Genomic DNA, 25609 nt, shown 5'->3' with positions numbered 1-25609 from the left:
CCTCTCTCTCAAACACGTGTCATCAACGTACTTTTTCCATCAATGTGTTGATTATTATTCTGCTCTTGATTATATAAAATGGGACTTATAGTGTCAATGAAAGAGGGAAAAAAATATACACTAATATTATAAAATAGCTGACTTCTGTTATACTATCAATAATTTGGCTAAAGGAGTGTTAGTATGGCTTATTTATTACAGGTGGATTTTAAAATGGACGGACCTTTTGGTGAAGAAATGTCCCAAGCCTTTCAAGATTTAGCACGTAGTATTAATGAGGAAGAAGGGGTTATTTGGAAGATTTGGACAGAAGATGCCGAAGCAAAAGAAGCGGGTGGCGTTTATTTATTTGAAACAAAGGAAAGTGCAGAAAAGTATTTAACGATGCATTCCGCACGCTTAACAAGTTTCGGTATTACGGATATTCGCGGTAAAATTTTTGCAGTGAATGATGTATTATCTACTATTAACAACGGTCCCATTAAATAACAACGAAAAGAGTCTTGCTATAAACGAAAGCAAGACTCTTTTCAATCTTATCTACTACCTAACTAAATCAGCACCGCTTGTCCCGTTGCGAATTAAACAAACATACCAGCAATCGAAGCAGATAGTAAGGAAGCAAGTGTACCTGCGATGACAGCTTTTAATGCTAGTTTGGCAATTGTTGATCGACGTTCTGGTGCCATTTGGCCGAGACCACCAATTAAAATGGCCATGGAGCTTAAGTTTGCGAAACCACAAAGTGCAAAGCTCACAATCATGGCTGTTTTTGCAGACAATGTATCAATGACAGGTGCGAAGTTTGAATAAGCGACAAACTCATTTAATACTAATTTCTGGCCTATGAATGAACCGGCCTTTACAGCCTCTTCCCAAGGCACACCGATTGCAAAAGCAAGCGGTGCAAAAACATACCCTAAAATATTTTCAAGCGTTAAGTTTTCTAAACCAAATATACCACCGATACCTGATAAAATACCGTTTAATAATGCAATTAAAGCAATAAATGCAAGTAGCATGGCCCCAACATTAACAGCTAACTTTAATCCGTCACCTGCACCTTTTGCAGCGGCATCCACGACGTTTGCTGACTCATCATCACGCTCTAGTTTAAAATCAGTATGATCCACTTCCTCTGTTTCAGGTAACATTAATTTTGCTAATATTAAGCCTGCTGGCGCTGCCATGAATGACGCCGCTAATAAATATTCAAGTGGTACACCTAATAAAGAATAACCAACTAACACGGAGCCAGATACCGATGCTAGTCCACCTGTCATAACGGCAAATAACTCCGATTTCGTCATTCTTCCTAAAAATGGTCGAATAACAAGCGGTGCCTCTGTTTGCCCAACAAAAATATTAGCTGCCGCATTGACAGATTCCGTCTTACTCGTTCCTAATAGCTTGGATAAACCACCACCAATTAATTTGATCATAATTTGCATAATACCTAAGTAATAAAGCACTGAAATTAAGGACGAAAAGAAAATAATAATGGTTAGTACATTGACCGCAAAAATAAATCCAAATGCCTCTACATCAGCTAAACTGCCAAATACAAAATTGACGCCTTCAAAGGCATAACTCACTAATTTTTGAACAGCGTCAGATAACCACAAGAGCGCTTGGCGACCAGTTTCCCATTTCAATACGATGAATGCAAATGTTACTTGAATGGCTAAACCCGCTACAATTGTACGCCACTTAACGGATCGGCGATCACTCGATAATGCGAAAGCGATTCCAAAAATAATGAGAATCCCTGCAATTCCCCAGATGATATTCATAGTTCCACCTTCTCTTAATAAACTGTTTTTTGAATATATTGACATACGACAACATACGACCTACAACTCATGTTATCAAATCAAAAAAATGATGTAAAATAACAATGAATTCTAAAATTTGTATCAAAAGTGAATATTCATGCTGTTAATTAATTTAAGAAAAAAGCTTGTTCACACACGTCACTTAGTCATTCCACAACACCGATTAACATATTCTCGCCTAAAAAAGAAAAAAACAATTACGACAAGTAGTCATAATTGTTTTTCTGTATATTTAAAGAGATTAAAAATAACGAATCCAAAACATGCTATTGCGAATGATCAAATAAAACAATATTTAGCTAGACAATTTTTCGCTCCACTACCTAACTATTTTCATCCATAAAATCATATGGCGACACACCATCCATGCCAATCATCGGATGAATATATGGTGCGGTTTCGACATTTAATACTTGCTGCAATTGTAGTGTATTTTGTACTTCTTTCACCGGCTGCGTTTCAGTTACTTTCTCTACGTTTTCCTCTACTACAGCCTCCACTTCCTCCGTCGGCATAGGGTTAAGACGTGCCTTTAAGCTTGTCAAACGCGTTAAATCATCCGTTCGAGCTAAACCATTGGCTAACACATCTGGCTCCCCACATAAAATGAGAAAGCTTTTTGCCCGCGTAATGCCTGTATATAGTAAATTGCGTCGTAACATTTTTGAGTAACCACGCACAACAGGCATAATGACTGTCTGAAATTCAGATCCTTGTGACTTATGAATGGAGCAACAATACGCTAATGTAATTTGATTTAAATCTGCTCGCTGATACGTTACTTCAATTCCGTCAAAATCGACGACGAGTAAATCTTGCTTCTCAATCGTCTCTTTCGCTTTAATAATTGAAATGACTTCCCCCATATCACCGTTAAACACATTGCTTTCAGGTTGATTGACAAGCTGCAATACTTTATCCCCGATTCGATACACGGTATCCCCAAAGACGAGTTCCTTCCGCGTACCGTCATTCGGATTGACAAGCTCTTGGATTTGCTTATTTAACGCATCAATCCCAGCAGGCCCTTTATACATCGGTGCTAATACTTGCACATCCCGAATCGTTTGCCCTTTACTAACGGCACTTTTCACAATTTGTGTGACAACGCTTGCGACTTGGTCAGCCCCTGCTTGAATGAAGGAGCGATCGCTTGTTTTTGTTGTTAATGTATCTGGTACAATCCCTTTTTTAATTTGATGGGCAATTTCGATAATGGTAGACCCATCTGCTTGACGATACACATCAGTCAATTCCACAATGGGCAGTTGCTTCGATGCAAGCAAATCTTTTAATACTTGTCCCGGTCCAACTGGCGGCAATTGATCTTGATCCCCTACAAACACAACTTGTACATCTTCAGGCAAACTTTTCATGAGTTGATGGGCAAGCCATGTATCAACCATCGACATCTCATCAATAATGACGAGACGTCCTGTAATCTCACGACCAGCTTCTTCATCTTTATCCTCTTGACCCGTAAACCCGAGTAAACGGTGAATTGTCATGGCAGGAAGTTCTGTTGATTCGGCTAAACGCTTCGCTGCACGTCCTGTTGGTGCTGCTAATACAATCGGAAACGGTTCTTCTTTCTGTGCATAATATTTTGGATCAAGCGGTAACCCATGAAGTTCTGCATATACTTCTACAAGCCCTTTGATCACCGTTGTTTTTCCTGTACCTGGTCCACCTGTTAAAATCATAACAGCTGAATTAAGCGCTGTTTCAATTGCTTGTGCTTGTGTTGGAGCGTATGTAACATTGTATTGTTCTTCTACTTCGCCAATCGCTTTACGGATTTCATCTTTTGAAAAGTGCGCATGCTTATTATTTTCTTTCACTAAATCAAGAATTTTAGAGGCAATCCCTACTTCACTAAAGTACAAAGAAGGAAGATATAGCCTCGTTTCTTCCCCGCAAATTTTACTTTCTTCCCGCATTTCAATACAGGCTTTGGAAATCGCTTCATACGGGATTTCGACTCGTTGGCTTTGCTCAAGCATCTCTTTTACTTTCGGTAATACATGCTCTGCATCTAAATAGACATGCCCTTCTGACAGTGCAGCATGCGTTAACACATGCAAAATAGCGGCTTTAATCCGATCAGGATGATTTCCTGTAATACCAAGCTTTGCCCCGAGCTCATCTGCTCGACCAAATCCGACTCCTTCTATATCTTCAATTACTCGATACGGATTTTCTGTTAGAAGTAAAATGGTTTCCTCGCGATAAGCTTGATAAATTTTCATACCGAGCTGTGGACCAAATCCCCATTCATTTAACTGAATCATGACACGCTGAAGTCCAAGATTTTGTTCGACAGCCGCGCGAATTTGTGACTTTTTATCTGCAGATAGTCTTGGCACTACGTCCAGTGCTTGCGGATCGTCCATAATTTTCTGCAAAGCGTGAACACCTAATTTTTCCACGATGGTCTCTGCTGTTTTACGCCCAATACCAGGGAATAAATCACTCGATAAATAATGAACAATCCCTGTTTCTGTTGCAGGTACTTCCTTTTGAAATGTCTCTACTTGAAACTGCAAGCCGTATTTTGGATGTGACTTCATCACACCTGTAAAACGATACATTTCATCTTCTGTCAGTTGTGGGAAATACCCGACAACAATCATTTCTTTTTCCTTAAAATCAATATTCGTTTCTTGAATTTTCACACGCACAATCGAATACATATTTGATGGGTTATGAAAAATCGACACGATCGGACGGCCTAAAATAAACAGCTTATTGATTTCAAACAAATCGACATTTTGCGCCATCCATCCTCGCTCCTTTTCGTAAATTCTTATATATTTAGAATGAGTAGATTTATAAACATATCAAGCGTATTGATTTACCTTTTATTATTAATAGAATCGTATAACAAGTTGATTTCCGCTCCATTCGGCTCGCTTTCCACGGGCATGGCTTCAGCCTCCTCGGTGCTCCTGTCGCTGCGCTTTCGTCGCAAATAAATTTTCTGCGGGGTCTTCAGGCCAACACGACGTTGGTCACGAAGGCGTTGTCACGGGAAGTGACGATTTTAGCCTTCGTTCCTTTATTGCGATTCCCGTAGGAGTCTCGCTGATTCCGCTTCAATCAACTGGCAAGTCATTTTTGATCACGTTTTGCTAAAAAACATGCTTCTATAAAGGAAATATTTTGTTTATCAATACATCTGGCTAAAAGTAAAGAAATATTCTCATTCATTACGGTAGAGGTTGAGTAATTACACTTGCAAATAGGAAGAAAATCACTTCTTTTAGTAAGAGAAATATTTTTCTAGGACATCGAGAAGCATTGACTTTTGCCGTAGCGCGCCATAGCCACAGGAGCCGTAACAGGAGATCCAAACAGGCCGCGCCTGTTTTAGCTCCTGTGTAGGCTGTGGCAAAGCGCGGAGGCTACGATTACGCCTTAGTTTAATATCTCTTACTAATTACTTGGCATTTTTAGAATATATTTTTGCTCATTATGAGTACATATTTTATCATACGTGCTGCTATGTGTCCTTGAAATTTGAAGCATTCTTTCCGTTTACAACAATTATTACCCATTTCGCAAAGGAACAATGTTATGATAGAAAAAGAATAATTATGCAAAAGAGGTGAGAAAGTATGCAATTTCGTCCTTGTATCGATTTGCATGATGGCAAAGTAAAGCAAATCGTAGGCAGTACACTAGGGCACACCGATGTCGCGGTTGTCGAAAACTTCACATCAGAACATGATTCATCTTATTTTGCGAACATGTTTGCGAAAGATGGATTAACAGGCGGGCATGTCATTATGCTTGGATCTGGCAACGAACAAGCCGCCCTTCAAGCACTTAACGCTTACCCTGGAGGCTTACAAGTTGGCGGTGGGATTACAGCGGATAATGCGCTCCAATATATACAGGCAGGTGCCTCACACGTCATCGTCACATCGTATATTTTTCATGATGGCCGCCTTGATATGGAGCGTCTTGAAAAACTCGTGCATACGGTTGGAAAGGATAAACTGGTCATTGACTTAAGTTGTCGAAAACGCGATGATAAATGGTTTGTTGTCACAGACAAGTGGACAAAATTCAGTGACTTTGAAGTGAATGCGGAATCGATTCGTATGATTGAACAATACTGTGACGAACTATTAATTCATGCGGTCGATGTAGAAGGGAAACGCAGCGGCATGCAAGAGGAGCTTGTACAAGATTTAGCACAATGGACAACCATCCCAACCACTTATGCTGGCGGTGTCCGTTCACTGGAAGACTTAACAAAATTCGAGCAAATCGGGCGTGGAAAACTTCACGTCACAATCGGTAGCGCACTCGATATTTTTGGCGGTGACTTAGCCTATAATGCAGTAGTCGATTATTGTAAATAAAGCGGATAAAACGAGCAGCGTCTTTGTGACTCTGCTCGTTTTGTTTACACGAAATATTGATTAATCGGACGACCGACACTACCGTATTGAACATCGACTTTAATTAAATTACGCTTTTCCATAAAATCTAAATAGCGTCTAGCCGTTACACGCGCTACGCCGATAGCCGCGGCAACCTCATCTGCGGAGGCACCTGCCTCGCATTCTTTTATATAATTCAACACTTTATCTAATGTGGCTCGGTTAAATCCTTTAGGTAGTTCAGTGAATACAGTTTGGGATTCTTCTACTCGTTCTGCCGCATTGCCTTTTCTCATCAATGCATCGAGCTCTTGCTGTGTCATACCTTGTGTATTTTCTACTTTTTGTTTAAATTGGCGGTAATTTTGTAACGTTTGCTCCATTCGCTCAAATGTAAAAGGCTTCATAATATAATCGTATACACCTAGATGCAAAATATTTTGGATTGTTGGCATATCATTTGCCGCCGTCACCGAAATCACATCGACCGGGATATTTTCCTTTCGAATTTTCCGCAATGTATCCACACCGTTTAGTTCAGGCATAAAAATATCCATTAATACTAAATCAGGCTGTAGTTGTTTAATTTTTTCAAACCCTTCTACCCCGTTCGCTGCCATCGCGATGATGTTAAATCCCTCTACACGTTCGATAAATTGGCGGTTCACCTCGCGCACCATCGGATCGTCCTCTACAAGCAATACTTTAATCATCCCCAACTACATCATCCCCTAACTCAAATAATAGTAAGAAGCTCGTCCCTTTTCCTTCTTCGCTCGTTACTTCAATGGTACCGTTCCCTTTTGTCACAATCTCACGGATTAAATACAAGCCAATCCCACGGTTTTCCTTTGCTTTGGTGGAAAAACCATTTTCAAATATTTGCTTTTGTACTTCCTCACTCATCCCTATGCCATTATCGCTTACTAATATCGCGAGTGTGTGATCATGCTCGTCCACTGAAATGCCAATATGCTTTTCTTCACGGTATACACCTTCTAGCGCATCAAAGGCATTTTCGATTAAGTTCCCAAATAACACAACAAAATCATGGTAATCTAAATGCTTGGGGAAGCGCTTAAAATAACTTTCTTCATCAATTTCTACTTTAATGCCTAGCTCTTTTCCCCGCCCTATTTTACTAAGCAATAAGCCTGAAATATTTTCATTATGAAAACGCTCATTCAAAAATTTCGTTAATGATTCCTCATTTTCTTTCACTTCCATTAAATAATCCATTGCCTGTTTTATATGCCCTAATTGCAACAACCCTGTAATCGTATGGATCTTATTTTTATGCTCATGTGTTTGTACGCGAAGTGCCTGTACAAATGCTTTTACCCCTGTTAATTCCTCTGCCAACTGTTTTACTTCTGTTAAGTCTTTAAAAATGGCTACTGCTCCTACATTTTTTTCAGCTACTTGGATCGGAATACGTGTACTTAAAATACTATGTTTATTAATATAGATTTCTTGGTTGTAAATAGGCTTGCCACTTTCCACAATTTCAGGGAGGCGTGTATCTGGGAGTACATCGTAAATTTTTTTGCCTATATAGTTGCTCGAATGCACCTTTACCCCTAAAATTTCGCTCGCTTTTTCATTAAAAATCGTAATATTCATCTCATTATCGACTGCAATAATGCCGTCATGCATCGCGTTGAATGTTTCCTGTCTTTCTACATACATTTGCGAAATTTCTTCTGGCTCCAAGCCAAACATTTGTTTTTTAATATGACGACCTAGTAAATGAGCGCCCCACATACTAAAAATAATCGATAGTAACACCGTAATGAGGATTTCTGAAAAATAATTTTGAAAAATTTGTAGTAATGTTGGCATTGGATACCCTACGACCACAACACCCACTTGTCTTTTTTCTTCGTTCAACATCGGTACGAATGCACGGATCATTGTGCCGAGTTCGCCTCTTGCTTTTGATATATAATAGTGTTCATTAAATGCAGCATTTAAATCTTCTGATTCGCTTCGTTGACCAATTTCATTTGGTGATGGATGGGAATATTTTATTCTGTTCATATCCATGACAACAATATATTGCGCTTTATTAATCACACGAATTTCTTCCACAATCGGATCAATTGTTTTCATTGCCTGTTCTTTGTTCTCATTGACGAGCTGATTCGTCAATTCAGGCATATTCGACACCGTTCGAGCAATGAGCATCGCACGCTGACTATAGTCTTCCTCTTGTTCACTTAATAGGTTATTTAATACAAATATCCCTGCCATAAAAAAGGAAACCATCATAATAAAGAAAGTCATTAATAAAATTTTAGCGTTCATCGTGAGCTTTCGCATCGATTTCTCCCCTTTTTTGTTATAATGATGCAAGGTATACTCTTACAAAGTCTTGATGAATATGGTGATGCATGATGAAATATTTTTTTACCGGTGTCATTTTAACCGTTGTAATACTAATCTCTTTTATAGGGTACAGGCAAGATGTGATGAATATCACTACACTCCCTTTTGATGATGAGCAAAATGGGCTAAAGGAGCAAATTATTATTCATTTTAGCCATGTTGTTGCTGAAAACACACCGAAAGGACTCGCTGCCACAAAATTTGCTGAGCTTGTCAAAGAGAAAACAAACGGGCGTGTTATCGTGCAAGTGTATCCGAATGGCATTCTATATAATGATGATAATGAATTTGAAGCATTGCAAAACAATGACATTCAAATGATTGCACCAAGCTTCTCCAAAATGACAACCTATTTACCGTCATGGCAAGTACTTGATTTACCATTTATCATTGAAACAGATCAACAATTACAACAAGTATTAACAGGTCCTCTAAAAGACCAGCTGCTTGACCAACTTGCCCCATTGCATATCAAAGGGCTTCATTTTTGGAGTAATGGCTTTAAGCAAATTGCAGCAAATGACTCGCCGATTATTCAACTGAGCGATTTTCAAAACTTGCGTATCCGCGTCATGGATAGCAATATGATTCATCGTCAGTTTAGCCTGCTTGGTGCCACACCGATTACTACAACATTTGGTGACGTGTTTTACGAAATTGAAAACAATGCCATCCAAGCACAAGAAAATACGCTATCAAACTTGTATTCAAAAGGGTTTCATCAGTATGAAAAGCATATTACACTATCCAACCATGGCATTATGGGCTATGCCATCATGATGAATGAAACATTTTGGAACAGTTTAGACTCAGATATTCAGCAACATATTACAGATGCACTAGAAGAAATGAGCGATTGGCAGTTTGAAACAAGCACGAAGATGAACGAAGCCAGTCTTCGAGAACTAGCACAAACAGAAGATGTTTCCATTCATTCCTTAACAGAAGCCGAAAGACATATATGGAAAGATGCACTTACACAAATTTATGACACTTACAAGCATGAAATAAACGATTCTTATTATCAATTATTAATAGAACAAGTGAAATTAAGCAATTAAACAAAATGAACAAAACTACACTTTTTGTCGGAAAGTGTAGTTTTTTATTCTATTATTTTCATTGTATTATAACAAAAAATATAGCCTTTAAGTCGTTACATAACAGAACAAACGTTGATTTATCAACATTTATCAAAAATTCGCCATGAAATGAACAAAATAAACGATATGATTCTTAAATACTAAATCTTCTTTTCTGAAAACTTTGCGCTATGATAGTCCCATGAAAGCGATAACAAAATAGAAAATTTAAAAACAAATAGAAAAGGAGATTTACCATCCATGAAATGGCTTAAAAATTTAACAGTTCAAGTAATCCTTGCAATCATTCTCGGGATTGTCGTCGGAACAATTTGGCCTGAATTTGGCGCAAGCTTAAAAATCTTAGCGGATATGTTCATCAAGCTGATTAAGATGTTAATCGCCCCAATTATCTTCTTAACCGTTGTAATTGGTATTGGTGGCATGGGGGATATGAAGAAAGTCGGTAAAATCGGTGGGAAAGCATTGCTTTACTTCGAAATCGTCTCCACAATCGCCCTTGCCATCGGTATTGCAGTTGCCGTCATCGTGAATGCAGGTGCAGGTATCGATACGTCAAAAGCAGCGGATGCAGATATTTCGAAATACACAACAGCAGCAGAAGAAACAGATCAAGGCTTAATGGCGTTTATTTATAATATCATTCCTGAAAACTTCATCGGCGCACTCGCGGACGGACAATTATTGCCAACATTATTTGCAGCCATTTTATTTGGTATTGCTGCAGCATCACTTGGCGAAAAGTCTCGACCTGTTATTACATTTTTCGAGCAAGTGTCTGAAATTTTATTCAAAATTGTTGGTATTGTGATGAAAGTTTCGCCAATTGGGGCATTCGGTGCAATGGCTTACACAATCGGTAACTTCGGTTTAGGTTCATTAAAATCGTTAGGTCTTCTAATGGCGGCTGTCTATATTACGATGTTCTTATTTATCGTATTTGTATTAGGTACGATTGCTCGTTACTTCGGTTTCAACATTTTTAAATTCATCGGTTATATTAAAGATGAAATTTTCCTAGTCATCGGTACATCTTCTTCTGAATCAGCGCTACCATCTATGATGCGAAAATTAGAAGGATTAGGCTGTTCAAAGCAAGTAGTTGGTTTAGTCGTACCAACAGGGTATTCATTTAACCTGGACGGCACATCCATTTATTTATCAATGGCTGCACTATTTATTGCACAAGCCTATGGTATTGAATTAACTTGGATTCAAATTGCAACGCTTTTAGGCGTATTAATGATTACTTCTAAAGGAGCAGCCGGTGTAACAGGTTCTGGTTTCATCACATTAGCTGCAACACTAGCTGCATTCCCAATGGTACCTGTTGAAGGGATTGCTTTATTAATCGGGGTTGACCGCTTCATGTCGGAAGCACGTGCTGTAACGAACTTAATCGGTAACGGTGTTGCTTGTGTTGTTGTTTCTAAATCAGAGAAAGAATTTGAAAGTACAGAAGCGGCAGCTGCCATTGCTACAAAATAAAAAGAGCGCTATGTCCCAAAAGGCATAGCGTTTTTATGATCGTTAAATAATTATTCTCTACTCCGATCACTACGTCTTTTGTTACTAGTCATAGACTTCCTCTCATCCTCCCTCTTCTATTTGCTATACCTGCAAAATTTTTCTCTACATACAGTGTAAAAACATCCATTTTTCAAAGCTGACTTTTGTAAAAATCTACATTGTAATAGATAGAATTTTCAGAATAATTATAAATATAAGGTAATTAATGAAAAAAGGAGATGAATACATGAAAGAAACAATTGCAACGAATCGGAAGCAAATCTTATTTTTACTTTTTGTCGGATATATTTTGGCTAGTATGGATCGGTTCTTTATTAATTATGCGATTTTACCTATTTCACAAGATTTAGCTTTAACGGCTACACAAACAGGGTTTGTCTTAAGTGCTTTCTTTTTAGGATATGCTTTAATGCAAATGCCTGGGGGTTTTTTAGCAGATAAGTTCGGGGCTCGTATTACATTAATTTGCTGTATTGTTGCATGGTCTATTTTCACAGGATTAAGCGGTCTTGCTTGGTCACTCGTTTCCTTATTAGTCATCCGTTTTATTTTCGGTCTTGGCGAAGGGGCCTTTATTCCAGCCAGTGCAAAGATGTTATCGATGTCGTACCCAATGGAAAACCGTTCACGCGCGATGTCACTTTTATTAACTGCCGCAGCTGTCGCTGGGGTCATTACACCCATTATTGCGACGACGGCATTACAAACTTTAGGCTGGCGTACACTGTTTTATGCGTTCGGTGTCATCGGGGTAGTAGCAGGGGCTTTATTCTACTTCCTATTAAAACCAAAATTTGTTTATGTCGATAATCCAGAGCAGCCCATAACGGTTCATGAGGCAGCAGATCAGAAATCGCAAGGAAAAATTCCTTATGGCCAAATCTTAAAAATACCGCTATTGTGGAGTCTATTTATCGCATCCTTTGCTGTATGTGCCATTAACTGGGGGACTGCCTCTTGGGTTCCGACCTATTTAGTATCTGTACACGGATTAGACTTAACTTCACTCGGCCTTTTACAAATGATTCCTGCTGTCACAAGTATCGCTTTTATTATTTTTGCAGGCTATTTAGTGGATAAAGTGTTTGTTGGTAAAGAAAAATTACTTGGCGTCCTTTGTGGAGTAGGCTTAACCATCATCGTCTATTTTATGTTTAACGCTTCAAGCGCCGGTATGTTTGTATTTTATCAATCCGTTTTACCGATTTTTACAGGTACTGCCATTGTCCTTGTCACAACATTGCCCATTAAAGTATTTTCTCAGCAAATAAGCGGCTCTGCGGTTGGTATTGTACAATCTGGTGGACAAATTGCAGGGTTCTTCGCGCCAATTTTAATTGGTTACTTAGTCGATTTAATGAATGGTTCTTACACAGGAGCTATTTGGATGTTACTCGGCTGTGGGGTCATTTATGGGGTCATGGCATTAACAATTTCACTAAAAAAAGGGTCTTTGCTTACGGGCAATCAACCACCAACTGCAGAAGAAGAACCTGTCGTACAAACAACATAAAGAAGTGCATTCGTTTTAACTTACAAAATGAAAAAGGCTATTCTGTAATTGTTCTTTACAGAATAGCCGATCAATTAAAAGATTAAATTTAAAATCGCGTAGAAAATGGCTGCCATTACAGCAGAAATCGGAATGGTAATAATCCACGTGAACACCATTTTCCGTGCAACACCCCAACGTACACCTTTTACGCGTTGTGCTGCACCAACCCCCATAATCGCTGAAGAAATAACATGTGTTGTCGATACAGGTAATGAAATTAATGTCGCACCAAAAATAACCGTTGCAGATGAAAGATCCGCAGCCGCTCCGTTTATTGGGCGAATTTTCATAATTTTACCACCAACTGTTTTAATAATTTTGTAACCACCAACTGATGTACCAAGCCCCATCGCTAAAGCACAGGCTACACGTACCCAGTTTTGTACTTCGTCACCAGATTGGAGACCACCCGCAATCAACGCCATCGTAATAATCCCCATTGCTTTTTGCGCATCGTTTGTACCGTGCGTAAAAGATTGTAGCGCCGCTGTACCAATTTGCATCGTACGGAAGCCTTTATTTGTTTTGTATAAAGGCATGTTTTTAAATAGCACTTTAAATAGCGTCATCACACAAAAACCAACCGCTAAAGCGATGAACGGCGACATAATTAACGCCTGTAAAATTTTTAGGAATCCTTCATAATTTAAAATCCCAAAGCCTGCAGCACCAATCGCTGCACCAGCAATAGAACCAATTAATGTATGGGAAGAACTCGATGGAATGCCGTAGTACCAAGTCAGTAAATTCCACGTAATCGCTGAACATAATGCGGCTAAAATAACGACAGAGCCCGTCACATCGCCTTCAAATGCATTTAATGCAAACGGGTCCACAATATCGCTAGCAATCGCCTTGGCTACTCCAACAAATGTTAATGCGCCGATAAAGTTCATTGTTGCTGCCATCATCACCGCCACACGTGGCTTTAGTGCACGTGTCGAAACTGACGTTGCAATCGCATTTGCTGTATCATGGAAGCCATTAATAAAGTCAAATGCTAGAGCAAAAATGACAACTAATATCGTAATGAGTAATATTGTATCCATATCGTAAGTCTCCTGCTAATTACGCGTTACGCATAATAATTGTTTCAATCGTATTTGCTACGTTTTGACAGTGATCTGCAATCTCTTCAAATCGCTCATATAAATCTTTAAACTTGATTAAACGAATCGGGTCTTTTTCATTTAAGAATAATTGCTTAATGGATGAACGTTGGATTTCGTCACATTGACGCTCATAATCCTTCACTAAAATGGCATGCTCACGCATACCTAATAATTCTCTTTTTGTTAACAGCTCCATCGCCTTTACGATTTCATCCGTTGCTTTTGTAATATAACCTAAAAAATCACGCATTGATTGATCGATTTCAATGAACGAATACATATCAAAACGTGCAATCGTACCTTCTGTTTCATCTAAAACATCGTCCATGCGAATAGCTAAAGCTAAAATATCTTCACGTTCAATCGGTGTCATAAACGATTTGTTTAGCATAACGATTAACTCATGAATTAATTTATCTCCAGCTGTTTCATATTCCTTCATTTTTACCGAGATTTCTTTTAAATCTGCTACTGTATCGATTCGATAGTTGTTTGCGTAGTGAACGCCTTCTTGTACATTTAACGCAATTTTATGAAGCGCTGTAAAAAATGGATCTTGTCTTTTTGAACTAAACATGGACTGTTGCCTCCGAAAAAAATAATGTTTGCTATATTTCAGCCTAAAAAATTGTAACAAATTCTTTTTAAAATTTGTATTGTTTTCAACAATTCAACTACAATCTTTACAATTCTGTAATATAAAAAAATTCACATTCATATAAGTAAAAAGGCTTGTATGTATTTTGCACTTATATAAATCTCTTATACATTCCTTGAAAATGCCTTTATATCAACTATTTATTGCATTCGATCAAATGTTCCCTTGAGAATAAAGCATAAATTCAGCAATCCTATTTGCAATCCTTGCTTCATCAATTGTTAAGGGATTGTAAAGATAAATTTACAAAAAGGAGACACCTTGCAAATACAAATATATCTAATATTACCTTATTTTTATAATAAATATCTCACTAAAAACTTCCTTATTATGGTATTTATATCAATTTTTCATCATTCTCATAAAAAAGAGACGCCCTAGAATAACTTCTTGGACGCCTTCTATACTTATCAAGCTAGTATAAAAAATGAATAACGTGATGAAATAGCACACAACACGTGTATTTTGATTTTTACACTACCACTAGTTTTGACGTTGACACAGCATGTCGTAAATGTAACGCGCTTGATCGAATTCTGGTGCTAATGTATACGCCTGCTTTAAATGATACTTTGCATCCTCGATTTGATCCGTCGATACCGCATAAAGGACGCCTAAATTGTAGTGTGCATCCGCATTATTTATATCTTGCTCAACTACAAATTCAAGCTCTCGTTTTGCTTGGTCAAACATCTCAAGTGTACAAAGTAAAATGCCATAACCTAAGCGAATTTCGATATCATTTGGCGCCAGTTCCGCTGCGCGTTGCATATATGGTAAAGCTAACTTCTGATTTCCTTCACGCTCAAAGCTTTTCGCCAGCATAAAGTAGGCATCCGCTCCTTCAATCCCGTGTTCAATTGATTTTTGGTAAAGCTTCGCTGCCTCTATAAAGCGTTCTGCATTGTAATATAAATTCGCTAATCCGTAATAAGCCGTCGCCGCTTGCTCATCTACCGTAATCGCTTTTTGGAAAAAGCGCTCTGCACGCTCTACATCATTCATTGCCGCCAGTAAATTGCCGAAGTTGATGTACCCTACTGCCTCATTTGGGTTTTGCTCAATCGCATCATTAAATGCTTGCGCTGCATCCTCATAACGCTTTTCTTGAAATGCTTTAATTCCTACTTCATTATAGTCCACTACCATCTAGTTCACCTCATAACGAAAGACAAAGCCAGATTTGGCTTTGTCTTTTTCCTATTTACCCTACATACGTAAGCTTTTCGTTGTTTTTGATTACTTCATGAATTGTACCGCCGCCTAAGCATACATCACCGTCATATAAGACAACGGCTTGCCCTGGCGTAATAGCACGTTGTGACTCCGCAAACGTAATCATCGCTGTCCCGTCTTCACGCATTTCCACCTCAACTGGTGAATCGGTTTGACGATAACGGAATTTTGCTGTACAGCTAAATTTCGCAGGTTTTGGCTTATCTGATGTAAAACTCATCTTCACTGCTGTTAATGCCTCAGAATACAGTTTATCATGATGGAAACCTTGCCCTACATATAAGACATTTCGTTCTAAATCTTTGCCTAATACAAACCAAGGCTCTCCGTCACCACCGATCCCTAAGCCGTGGCGCTGCCCTAATGTATAATACATTAGACCGTCGTGTGTGCCTTTTACTTCCCCATCAAAGGTTTCCATTTTGCCTGGCTGTGCCGGTAAGTATTGACTGAGGAACTCTTTAAAGTTACGCTCTCCAATAAAACAAATGCCCGTAGAGTCTTTTTTCTTTGCCGTGGCAAGACCAGCTTCTTCGGCAATTTTACGTACTTCCGGTTTCGGTAAATGCCCGATTGGGAACATTACTTTCGAAAGTTGTGTTTGCGATAGCTGATTTAAGAAATACGTTTGGTCTTTATTGTTATCGACACCGCGTAGCATCACTACTTCACCGTCACGCTCTTCCACACGTGCATAGTGACCTGTTGCCAAATAATCTGCCCCAAGATTCATTGCATGTTCTAGGAATGCTTTAAACTTAATTTCCTTATTACACATGACGTCTGGGTTTGGTGTGCGACCTGCTTTATATTCATCTAGGAAATACGTAAATACTTTATCCCAATATTGTTTTTCAAAGTTAACAGCATAATACGGAATACCAATTTGATTACATACAGCAATGACGTCTTCATAATCTTCCGTTGCTGTACAAACACCATTTTCGTCCGTATCATCCCAGTTTTTCATAAAAATACCGATTACATCATAGCCTTGCTGTTTTAACAAATACGCCGCTACAGATGAATCTACACCGCCCGACATACCCACTACGACACGAATTTGAGACGGATCTCTTGTTTCTACCATTGTTTCTTCACCTTTTCTTAGACAAAATCGCGTAAAAGGCGCGCAGTCTTTATTTTGTTACTAGACAGTTCATTATTTCACGAGCCGCTTCACAATGCTCGCTGTTCGTTTACCTACTTCTGTGATGTCTTCGTCTGTTAATCCTTGCCCGAAGCTAAAGCGAATAGAGCTACGTAACTCCTCTGCTCCTTCACCGAACATCGCCACTAATACATGCGAAGGATCAATAGAACCAGCCGTACATGCAGAACCACTCGATACAAGCACGCCTGCCATATCAAGATTAATTAAAAATGATTCCACATCTGTTCCCGCAAATGACACGTTCAATACATGTGGTAATGCATCATCTAGTACACCATTTACTTTATACGAAATTTTTGCTTCGTCAAATTGTTTGATTAGCAGCTGTTTAAAGCGTTGATATTTCGCGCGATTGACTTCACGCTCTGCTGCTTGAAGCTGTATAGCCGTCGCAAAACCAAGTGCTGCCGGGATGTTTTCTGTACCCGCACGACGCTTTTTCTCCTGTGAACCACCAAATAATAAATTGGCTAGTTTCACACCATGTTTTACGTATAAGAAGCCAATTCCTTTTGGTCCATTAATTTTATGTCCTGAAACACTTAATAAATCTACACCAAGTGCTTCTACATCTAAATGTTCAATGCCGTACGCTTGTACCGCATCTGTATGAAATGTCGCTTGGTGATTTTTTAACAATTCGCCAATAGCTTGAATCGGTTGAATCGTCCCTACCTCATTATTCCCGTACATAATTGTCACTAAAATCGTATCTTCTCGAAGCGCAGACGCCACATCTTCTACACGTACACAACCCGATTGATCCACTGGCAAATATGTAACATCAAAACCTTCTTTTTCAAGCTTTTCACAAGCGTGGAGAACGGCATGGTGTTCGATTTGTGTTGTAATAATATGTTTGCCTTCTTTTTGGCGGGCAACTGCCGTACCAAAGAGCGCCATATTATCTGCTTCTGTCCCACCACTCGTAAAAATAATGTCGTTTGCCTTTGCATGAATGGATTGTGCGAGCACAGCTCTTGCTTCATCTAAATGCTTACGCGCTTCACGACCTGCTGCATGGATGCTTGATGCATTGCCATACACATGCGCCATCGCTTCTGTCATACGAGCGATGACGTCTTGTGCCATTGGTGTTGTTGCCGCATGATCCAGATAGATTGTATTCATTTGTTTATAAACTCCTTTAATGCTGACCTTAAATGTAGAACATATAGCCTTCGTGGATTGTATTATCCGTATACTTTGCTAAATCTTCTAGTGTTGTTGTATCTAATACATTTTTTACCGCATCACGAATGCGTAACCATAACTCGCGCTGTGGTGCTTCCTCATTTTCAATGCCTTCCACTGGCTGAATCGGCCCTTCTAGTACACGAACGACATCTGCTGCCGTAATTTCCGTAGGCGCATTCGCTAACATATAACCACCGTATGCACCACGCACACTTTTGACAAGTCCCGCATTACGAAGCGGCGACACTAACTGTTCTAAATACGCTTCTGATAATTCTTTTTCTGCTGCGATTTGACGTAATGGAATCGGTCCTTCTCCATAATGTTTTGCTAATTCAATCATAATCGTTAACCCGTAACGACCCTTCGTCGAAATTTTCATGTTAACACCTCTACTGTTCTAGTTCATGTATAGGTAAGTATAACACATATCCTTCTAATCCTAGTAAAAATACTCTATTATATGCATATATAAAGTGAACAAATCGTTAAAGAACAGGGAGGTAAAGTCTTCGTTTCTTCGTGTCGCTGAATCTGAAAATCATATGATCGGTGTTGATGTTTATGGGAAGGAGGAATTGCGTCATTTTAAACCGGTATTGGAGAGCGAGCAGGGAAAGATTGAACGGTTTCAGGGAACGAAGAAAATAACCGTTACCCATGACGAAATGAAATCCGAGGAATTAAATATACAAAAGGAAAAAAGTAAAAACCATGGGAAATCAATATAATCGTGTTATGAAAAATCCGTTAGCCTGTCTTTTAAAGGCCAACGGATTTTTGCTGATATGCACTTTATATTCAGGTCTTACTAATTTGTTATGACAATATGGTAACCTGAAATTACTCTTTTAGATTCTATTTTCAATTAAAGTTTTCGAATTAAAATTAACTCAGGTAATTGAAAAACGCCTTTATATTCCTTTCGAGTGTCTCCTGTTTTATGAAGTTATTCAATTGATCCGCACTGATCAAAAAGCTTTCTTTAGTGGTTCCATCTATTTTTGAAAATAAATCTGGTATCTTACTATTGGCAACTTGTTCTTTCCAATCCGAATAATTTTTAATCTGCTCATCAAAAATCTGAGGATTTTCTTTGTGCGTTTTTTTGCTCCAGTTTAATGCATGCTTCATGGCTGAAATCATGCCTTCTGTATCGCCGCTTTTTACCGCTTTATTCATCAAGTTACTGTATTCATGCCAAGCCGCGGGATCTTTCTTTTTCATCACGTCAAATTCGTTGATATTATCATTAGGCGCCCCTACTAATGGTCCCCGGGGAATATCATATTGAATGACGCCGTTTTGATTTTTGCCCCCATTTACCGCAATTTTCGCGATTTCTTCCATAGCACTCAGGAAATCGGTTGCTTTTTCTTTTGTCATATAGTTTTCCGATAAGTATTTTGCTTTCTCCAACCCTAAGGAAATTAACGCCTTTCTTTCTTCTTCAGTTGTGGCACCATCGCGGATTAATAAATTATCATTGATGATACTATGGGCAGCATCTATAACTTTTCCATCTGAACCGTCCAGACTATTTACTAGTCTTTCATTCAACTGAATGTTAGGTATGATACGTTTTTCTACATTTTGAACGACTGCACCTGATTCTTCCCAAATCTTTTGGTTTTGAAGATGGTGACTTTCTAGCCGTTGTCTCCACTCTCCATCTAAAACTTGAAATTTACTTTCTCTTGATTTCGCTAATGTATCTTCTGATAATTCTACAATAATATTTCCAATAGATTTCCCTAACTCTTTATTTTCTTTTTCTTCTTTTGCAATACGACTACTCTGTGCTGCTTTCAAAGCAGTGTACGTTGAAACGGCACTTTTATGGTAATTGTTTATACTATTCACTATTAGCCCCTCCTACATTTGTATCGTATACAACTTTGAAACTCTCTGTATTGTCAAACAATTGTTCTCCACTTGCGAAAGCATTTGAAGGTATTATCAAGCAAGTGAATATTACCATACTACTTACGATCCCACTGATAATCTTATTCATAGTCATTTAATTACCTTCCGATATAATTGTTAAAGTGTTAAAAAGATAGATCGTGATATAAAAAATTTGAGCATTCAAAAAGAATGCTAATTATCGACTTACCTAATCACCTCCTAAGGCTCTGCTTTATGTATTTCTTTAAAAGGAATGTGGACACAACGATGTTTTGTGAACTCTCAGCAATGAGAAAATTATATTGTCCATTATCTTTAAAAGTAATTTCGAATGAAAAACGTTATTCAATACATATATCGGTAATAAAAGGTAAAATTTTACCAATTATCTTCTTTTATCAAAGAGCATTCCATTCATACTAAAGAAGGAGGGGGGCAACAAGATACGCTACTTCCCCATGTAATAAAAAAGTTAGAAGGATAATGTAGTTTATCCTTCTAACTTTTATTTAGTCTTTTTAATTCATCTAACCTTGAATCTACTCTAGATAAATATTTTTCATTACCTGATTCCTTTGGTTTATAATACTTTTTATTTATTAATTTATCCGGCAAGTATTGTTGTTTAACCCACGAATTTGGATAATCATGAGGATATTTATAACCTACTCCATGCCCTAATTTAGCCGCCCCATCATAATGAGAATCTTTTAAATGAGCTGGTATTTCACCAACCATACCATGCTTAACATCCTCTATAGCCTCGTCTAAGGCTTTATATGCGCTGTTTGACTTCGGAGACAAACATTGCTCAATAACAATATTCGCAAGTGGGATACGAGCTTCTGGAAGTCCTAAGCGCTCTACTGCATCAACTACAGCAACGGTTTTCATACCGATATCAGGGGCTGCTAAGGAAATATCTTCATAAGCTATTACAATTAACCTCCTACAAATAGAAGTCAAATCCCCACCTTCTAATAACCTTGCTAGATAATGTAGGGCTGCTGAAACGTCACTACCTCTTATTGATTTCTGGAAACTAGAGAGCAACGAATAATAGATGTCCCCGTTCCTATCATGTGAAAACCCTTTCCCCTTTACACAATCTTTTACAATTTCTATATCAACATTTATCGGTTCTAGACTACTTTCAATTGACGCATGGACTACTTCTTCAAGAACAGTTAAGGCAGAACGAGCGTCTCCTCCTGTACTCGATGCTATAACATTTATTGACTCTTCTGAGATATTAATCTCCATTCGTCCTAAGCCTCTTTCTTCATCCTTCAAGGCTCTATACAATAATTCCTTGAGGTCGTCTGAACTTAGTAGCTTCAATTCTTTAATTTGACCACATCTACTTCTAATCGCTGGATTCACATCATGAAATGGATTTTCTGTCGTTGCTCCAATAAGAGTAATTAAACCTCTCTCTACATGCGGTAATAAATAGTCCTGCTGTGCTTTGTTAAACCTGTGTACCTCATCTACAAACAGTATTAATTTCCCTTCCTGTTTGGCAATATGTACTGCATCTTCAATATCTTTTTTACCAGCAGTAGTTGCATTAATTGCTTCAAACGGCGTCTTTATGGTTCCTGCTATTGCTTTAGCAATTGAAGTTTTACCTACACCCGGAGGACCATATAGTAACATTGATGGAACATAATCATTCTTTATCATTTTATATAAAGCAGTTCCTTTACCTAATACATGTTTTTGTCCAACAACTTCATCTATATTCTGAGGTCTCATTCTGTATGGTAAAGGCTCTTTAATAAATGCATCAAATAACAAAATAATCCCCCTCTTTCATATTTGTATTTAAAATTCTTTTATAAACTATTTTTTATTTTATCAAATGTTGAACATGAAATAAAAAATATTATCTACATCTTATGTTCCTATTTAATATCAGTTAATTTTCTTTCTGTTAAAAACTAATCATATGCTATATAAGGCTTCAGAGTTATTTTATCTCTAAATTTCATTTTTTTATCAAAAGTATTAATATAAATGCAGCCCTTTATTATTTAGCCCACTTACTCGAATCCGGTGATTTAGTGGCGGTTTGTAGAAGATTACTCGTAATGGCATATGAAGATATTGGTCTTGCTAATCCCGCTGTTGGTGCACATGTCACAGCAGCCACAGATGCCGCACAGCGACTAGGGATGCCAGAAGCACGTATTCCACTTGCAACAGCGGTTGTCGAGATGTGCTTAAGTGACAAATCCAACTCTGCCTATAAAGCACTTGATGCAGCTATTCAGTCCATACACGAAGGTAACGTAGGGGATATTCCAAATCATTTAAAAGATGCCCATTATGCTGGCGCCTCTATGCTTGGTCATACAGGCTACAAGTATCCACACGATACACCCATCGGTACATTTGGCGGCTGGACTAACCAACAATATTTACCTGATCATTTAATGGATACGGAGTTTTATCAACCGGTTATCGCCGGGGAAGAAAAACGTATGGCGGCCATTTATGAAAAGTTAAAATCCTTTAAAAAATGAGGAGCTCAGCAATGCAGCTCCTCATTTTTTAATATGGAATTTCGAAACAGCCTGTGCAAGTGTCCCAATCACAAGTGAGCTCCGTTCTGTATCGTAACGTGCTTGTTGTGTTAAATCGCTCATTGTTTTCATTGCATCCTCTACAGCCCCTACTACACGCACATTTTGCTCACTACTTGCGGCAATATTTTGCATAATATCTCGCATTTCATCTGTGCCATTTGCCCGTCCATTCGTTCCTGCTGACATCGCATATAACACTTCTTTCACCACTTGAATGTATTGCGCTCCCTGCTCTACCTCATCACTGTTTGTTCGAATGGCTTGTTCAATGAGTGTCGAACTATTTTCGATCAATTTCAACGTTTCATCGATTTCTTCCGTTGCTGTTTTTGTTTGATTCGCTAGCTTTCTAATTTCATCTGCGACAACCGCAAACCCTTTACCATGTTCCCCTGCACGTGCTGCTTCAATGGATGCATTTAGTGCGAGTAAATTTGTTTGTTCTGCAATGGCATTAATCGAAATGACTACTTTACTAATGCTCGCAGATGAATCTGTAAATGTAGACGTTAAGGCAATCGTATTTTTCACTTTTTGTACGATGTCATTCATTTTATTGTTAATGCCTTCTACTTGTTGTTGTGCTTCGATTAGTTGTTTAACGGAGGCTGCTTCCATTTCATCCATCCTCATCGAAATGTGATCTATCGTTGTCATAGCTTCTCGTACATCTTGTAATTGTCTTTGAATGGCACTGAGCATTTCATCCATTTGATTCATCACATGCATAGCGTGCAACTCAACGTTTGACGTACGTTCCCGTAGTTGCTGATTCGTTCGTTGTACATCACTAGATGAGATTTGCACTTTTGCCATTAAACTTGCTTGCGTATCAACAAAATTATTCACCCAGCGCCCCATCTCACCTGTTTCGTCATTAGATAACATATTTTTATCCATACGAATCGTTAAGTCACCCTCACCTTCTGCAATTTTTTGAATCATACCTGTTACACGATTGATCCGTTCAGTAATTGGTTTAATTTGATGCTGCATAAAGTAATATGTGCTACCTAATCCGTATAGTAGATTAATTCCTAGCACAGCTAGTGGTGGCATAAACTGAAAGGCCGTTAACATTTGAAATAGCAAAATATTTATCAGCATAAATACAGTAAAGCTAGTCCCTAGTCGAAGACCGATGGAACGTGTGCGGTATACTTCCTCTAAATCCGCCTCACACATCATTCCCCACACATCAGGGCTATGTGGTAATTGGAATGTAACACCTTTACCAATAACAGGAATATGGCGATAATCTGAATAGCCTGGAAACGCAACAAATAAATTGCCGCCATTTTTAATCGTGTTCGCTACCCCCAGATGCAATTGTTTTGTTGCAGGGTCTGTAAAGCGAATTTCAAATTCTGTATGACGCTTTATTTTGACGATTCCCCATTCTTTTGTATGGACACCCGCTTTTAAATTTTCACCAAGTGTAAATGTTTCATCTTCAAAACGACTGCGAGAAAGAGCAATCCCTTCTTGAATGGCAGGATCTAAATTTGATTTTGTCATAAAGAGATAATTATCACCCGAGTCTGGATAAATATGACCTGCCTCCCGCTGGATTAAATCGGATATGACATCATTTGGCACACGGGCTGCCAGTATATAAGCTAATTGTTGATGTTTAAAGATCGGTTGTAGAAATAGGAGTGTCACTTCATCGTGAAATTTTGAACTGCGAGGACCGATATGCAATGTGAGTGCATCGATAAACGGACCGTATAAAAGTGGTTTTCCTGTTTGCCATACCGTTTGAATGGCTTTCTGGTAAACAGGCGTAGTAGCTGTATTGTAGCATTTGCCAATATGCTCTGGATAGCTCGAAGCAAACACTTCACTATCCCGATTAATTAAAAAAAGCTCGGTAAAATACGAACTGCGATTTTTAGATTGTATTAAAAAAGAAGCCAATTGTTCTGGAAATTCATCGTACCGAATCATTTCTTCCGCGCGTGAATCCAGCGATACCCAGCGATCCATTGTCCACGAATGTAATAAACGAACTCGCGTTTTCGCAATACTTTCAAAAATCTCCTCTTTTGTCGCTTTCGTCTGTTTATTTAATGTATATGACCACCAAAGTGGTAAGCCTTCTTTAAAATCTAACCATCCAAATAGGCCCATAGAAACTCCCCCTCTTACCCAATTCAATACAACTTTTCACACATGTATAATGTAAATTGTAGGCAACATATACAACGTTTTCAATGCTAAACATCGTTGTGTCATGTACTTGAAATAGAGGGTTTAAGTCCTTTTCACTTGCTATAGTTCACCAAAATAAAAATAAAAAATTTTTTCTCCCTCACATCTATACGGTACATAAATCCTATTAATCATCTACCGTTGAAATAAGCGAAGTATATTTTTCTAAAATAAAAACTGTCCATTCAATGAGGACAGTTTAAAATATATTATTATAGCGTTTTTATATAATCATAAAAGTTTTGTAAGCATTCTGTTAATGGGTACGAAACCTTTTCGACTGAGTGGTTACCATTCGAAATTTGTTGCAAGCTTTTGTTAATTTCTTCAAACAGCTCTTCGTTTTCTTCAAATTGCTTATTCGGTAAAATCTTTGCGGCTACTTCATAAGCTCTCGTAATATCGCTTCGAGTTGCTTCATCTAAATCTGATACAGTATGTTGTTTAGCGAGACTGTTAAAATATACTAAACGGGCTGATATATCCATAAACAACACCCAGTAAGGGTTACTGTTTGGTATAGCACCACCATTGCTATCTACATGTACTTCAAAATATTCCCTAACTTGTGCATAGAGCGTGTACAGATTTTCCTGTGCTTTTCCCCAATTTTGCGTCGTATCTACATAATCAAAAACTGTACGATCTAGCTTTTCCTGTAAATCCGCTAAGTTTAAAATCTTATTTGTTACTTCAATACTCATCACCATTTTCTTT

General features: G+C 38.3%; 19 protein-coding genes and 1 pseudogene. 6 read left to right on the top strand and 14 right to left on the bottom strand.

Annotation, left to right across the window (positions count from 1 at the left end):
• The first annotated feature begins 183 nt into the window (after positions 1-183).
• The gene (locus AC3II9_RS12950; RefSeq protein WP_489156036.1) at positions 184-489 is read left to right on the top strand and encodes a monooxygenase; all 306 of its coding nucleotides are present in this window, start codon (positions 184-186) and stop codon (positions 487-489) included.
• A 92-nt stretch (positions 490-581) separates the two neighbouring features.
• Here AC3II9_RS12950 and AC3II9_RS12945 read toward each other — a convergent pair whose 3' ends face one another.
• Entirely contained in the window at positions 582-1793 is a 1212-nt protein-coding gene (locus AC3II9_RS12945; protein ID WP_489156034.1) for a NupC/NupG family nucleoside CNT transporter, read from the bottom strand.
• Between the two features lie 365 nt (positions 1794-2158).
• Positions 2159-4615: an SF1B family DNA helicase RecD2 gene (recD2, locus tag AC3II9_RS12940; RefSeq protein WP_489156032.1), complete on the bottom strand. Its 2457-nt coding sequence runs from the start codon at positions 4613-4615 to the stop codon at positions 2159-2161.
• A gap of 837 nt (positions 4616-5452) precedes the next feature.
• On the opposite strand from recD2, the gene hisA reads away from it, so the two are divergent.
• Positions 5453-6205 carry a phosphoribosylformimino-5-aminoimidazole carboxamide ribotide isomerase gene (hisA, locus tag AC3II9_RS12935; RefSeq protein WP_489156031.1) on the top strand — a complete coding sequence of 251 codons (753 nt, stop codon included), beginning with the start codon at positions 5453-5455 and terminating at the stop codon, positions 6203-6205.
• 44 nt (positions 6206-6249) lie between these two features.
• Here the strand turns inward: hisA and AC3II9_RS12930 are convergent, their stop codons facing one another.
• Both AC3II9_RS12930 and AC3II9_RS12925 read right to left on the bottom strand, forming a co-directional pair.
• The gene (locus AC3II9_RS12930) at positions 6250-6945 is read right to left on the bottom strand and encodes a response regulator (protein ID WP_489156029.1); all 696 of its coding nucleotides are present in this window, start codon (positions 6943-6945) and stop codon (positions 6250-6252) included.
• A complete protein-coding gene (locus tag AC3II9_RS12925; protein WP_489156027.1) occupies positions 6932-8548 on the bottom strand; it encodes an ATP-binding protein in 1617 nt (538 codons plus the stop codon). The genes AC3II9_RS12930 and AC3II9_RS12925 overlap by 14 nt, the downstream gene beginning before the upstream one ends.
• 74 nt (positions 8549-8622) lie before the next feature.
• On the opposite strand from AC3II9_RS12925, the gene AC3II9_RS12920 reads away from it, so the two are divergent.
• From AC3II9_RS12920 to AC3II9_RS12910, 3 genes are all read left to right on the top strand, one after another.
• Complete coding sequence (locus AC3II9_RS12920; RefSeq protein ID WP_489156025.1) at positions 8623-9675, top strand: DctP family TRAP transporter solute-binding subunit; 1053 nt, start codon at positions 8623-8625, stop codon at positions 9673-9675.
• A 282-nt stretch (positions 9676-9957) separates the two neighbouring features.
• A complete protein-coding gene (gene dctA, locus AC3II9_RS12915; RefSeq protein WP_391372250.1) occupies positions 9958-11205 on the top strand; it encodes a C4-dicarboxylate transporter DctA in 1248 nt (415 codons plus the stop codon).
• Between the two features lie 268 nt (positions 11206-11473).
• On the top strand, positions 11474-12760 hold the full coding sequence (locus AC3II9_RS12910; RefSeq protein ID WP_489156023.1) for an MFS transporter: 1287 nt from the start codon (positions 11474-11476) through the stop codon (positions 12758-12760).
• Positions 12761-12834: 74 nt separating this feature from the next.
• On the opposite strand, the gene AC3II9_RS12905 is transcribed toward AC3II9_RS12910, so the two are convergent.
• The 8 genes from AC3II9_RS12905 to AC3II9_RS12870 all read right to left on the bottom strand — a co-directional run bounded on the left by AC3II9_RS12905 (position 12835) and on the right by AC3II9_RS12870 (position 21845).
• Complete coding sequence (locus tag AC3II9_RS12905; protein WP_489156022.1) at positions 12835-13851, bottom strand: inorganic phosphate transporter; 1017 nt, start codon at positions 13849-13851, stop codon at positions 12835-12837.
• A gap of 19 nt (positions 13852-13870) precedes the next feature.
• Complete coding sequence (locus tag AC3II9_RS12900; protein WP_489156020.1) at positions 13871-14491, bottom strand: DUF47 domain-containing protein; 621 nt, start codon at positions 14489-14491, stop codon at positions 13871-13873.
• A 564-nt stretch (positions 14492-15055) separates the two neighbouring features.
• Positions 15056-15715 carry a tetratricopeptide repeat protein gene (locus tag AC3II9_RS12895; protein ID WP_489156092.1) on the bottom strand — a complete coding sequence of 220 codons (660 nt, stop codon included), beginning with the start codon at positions 15713-15715 and terminating at the stop codon, positions 15056-15058.
• Between the two features lie 61 nt (positions 15716-15776).
• Positions 15777-16898 (bottom strand): tRNA 2-thiouridine(34) synthase MnmA, encoded by a 1122-nt coding sequence (mnmA, locus tag AC3II9_RS12890; RefSeq protein WP_489156019.1) that lies wholly within the window; start codon positions 16896-16898, stop codon positions 15777-15779.
• A gap of 72 nt (positions 16899-16970) precedes the next feature.
• On the bottom strand, positions 16971-18113 hold the full coding sequence (locus tag AC3II9_RS12885; protein ID WP_489156017.1) for a cysteine desulfurase family protein: 1143 nt from the start codon (positions 18111-18113) through the stop codon (positions 16971-16973).
• A gap of 28 nt (positions 18114-18141) precedes the next feature.
• Positions 18142-18561, bottom strand: a complete 420-nt coding sequence (gene cymR, locus AC3II9_RS12880) for a cysteine metabolism transcriptional regulator CymR (protein WP_391372232.1) — start codon at positions 18559-18561, stop codon at positions 18142-18144.
• A gap of 506 nt (positions 18562-19067) precedes the next feature.
• Positions 19068-20042 (bottom strand): hypothetical protein, encoded by a 975-nt coding sequence (locus AC3II9_RS12875; RefSeq protein ID WP_489156015.1) that lies wholly within the window; start codon positions 20040-20042, stop codon positions 19068-19070.
• A gap of 543 nt (positions 20043-20585) precedes the next feature.
• On the bottom strand, positions 20586-21845 hold the full coding sequence (locus AC3II9_RS12870) for a replication-associated recombination protein A (protein WP_489156090.1): 1260 nt from the start codon (positions 21843-21845) through the stop codon (positions 20586-20588).
• A 257-nt stretch (positions 21846-22102) separates the two neighbouring features.
• On the opposite strand from AC3II9_RS12870, the pseudogene AC3II9_RS12865 reads away from it, so the two are divergent.
• Positions 22103-22615, top strand: a pseudogene (locus tag AC3II9_RS12865) (AAA family ATPase); the annotation flags it as partial.
• Between the two features lie 21 nt (positions 22616-22636).
• On the opposite strand, the gene AC3II9_RS12860 reads toward AC3II9_RS12865, so the two are convergent.
• Both AC3II9_RS12860 and AC3II9_RS12855 read right to left on the bottom strand, forming a co-directional pair.
• On the bottom strand, positions 22637-24811 hold the full coding sequence (locus AC3II9_RS12860; protein ID WP_489156013.1) for a methyl-accepting chemotaxis protein: 2175 nt from the start codon (positions 24809-24811) through the stop codon (positions 22637-22639).
• Positions 24812-25104: 293 nt separating this feature from the next.
• Positions 25105-25602, bottom strand: coding sequence for a hypothetical protein (locus tag AC3II9_RS12855; RefSeq protein WP_489156011.1), 498 nt, complete (start codon positions 25600-25602; stop codon positions 25105-25107).
• Between the last annotated feature and the right edge of the window lie 7 nt (positions 25603-25609).

It is taken from the genome of Lysinibacillus sp. RU7 (genome assembly GCF_057837305.1).
The sequence above is the reverse complement of the archived record's forward strand: the minus strand, read 5'-3'. Positions and strand labels throughout refer to the sequence as shown.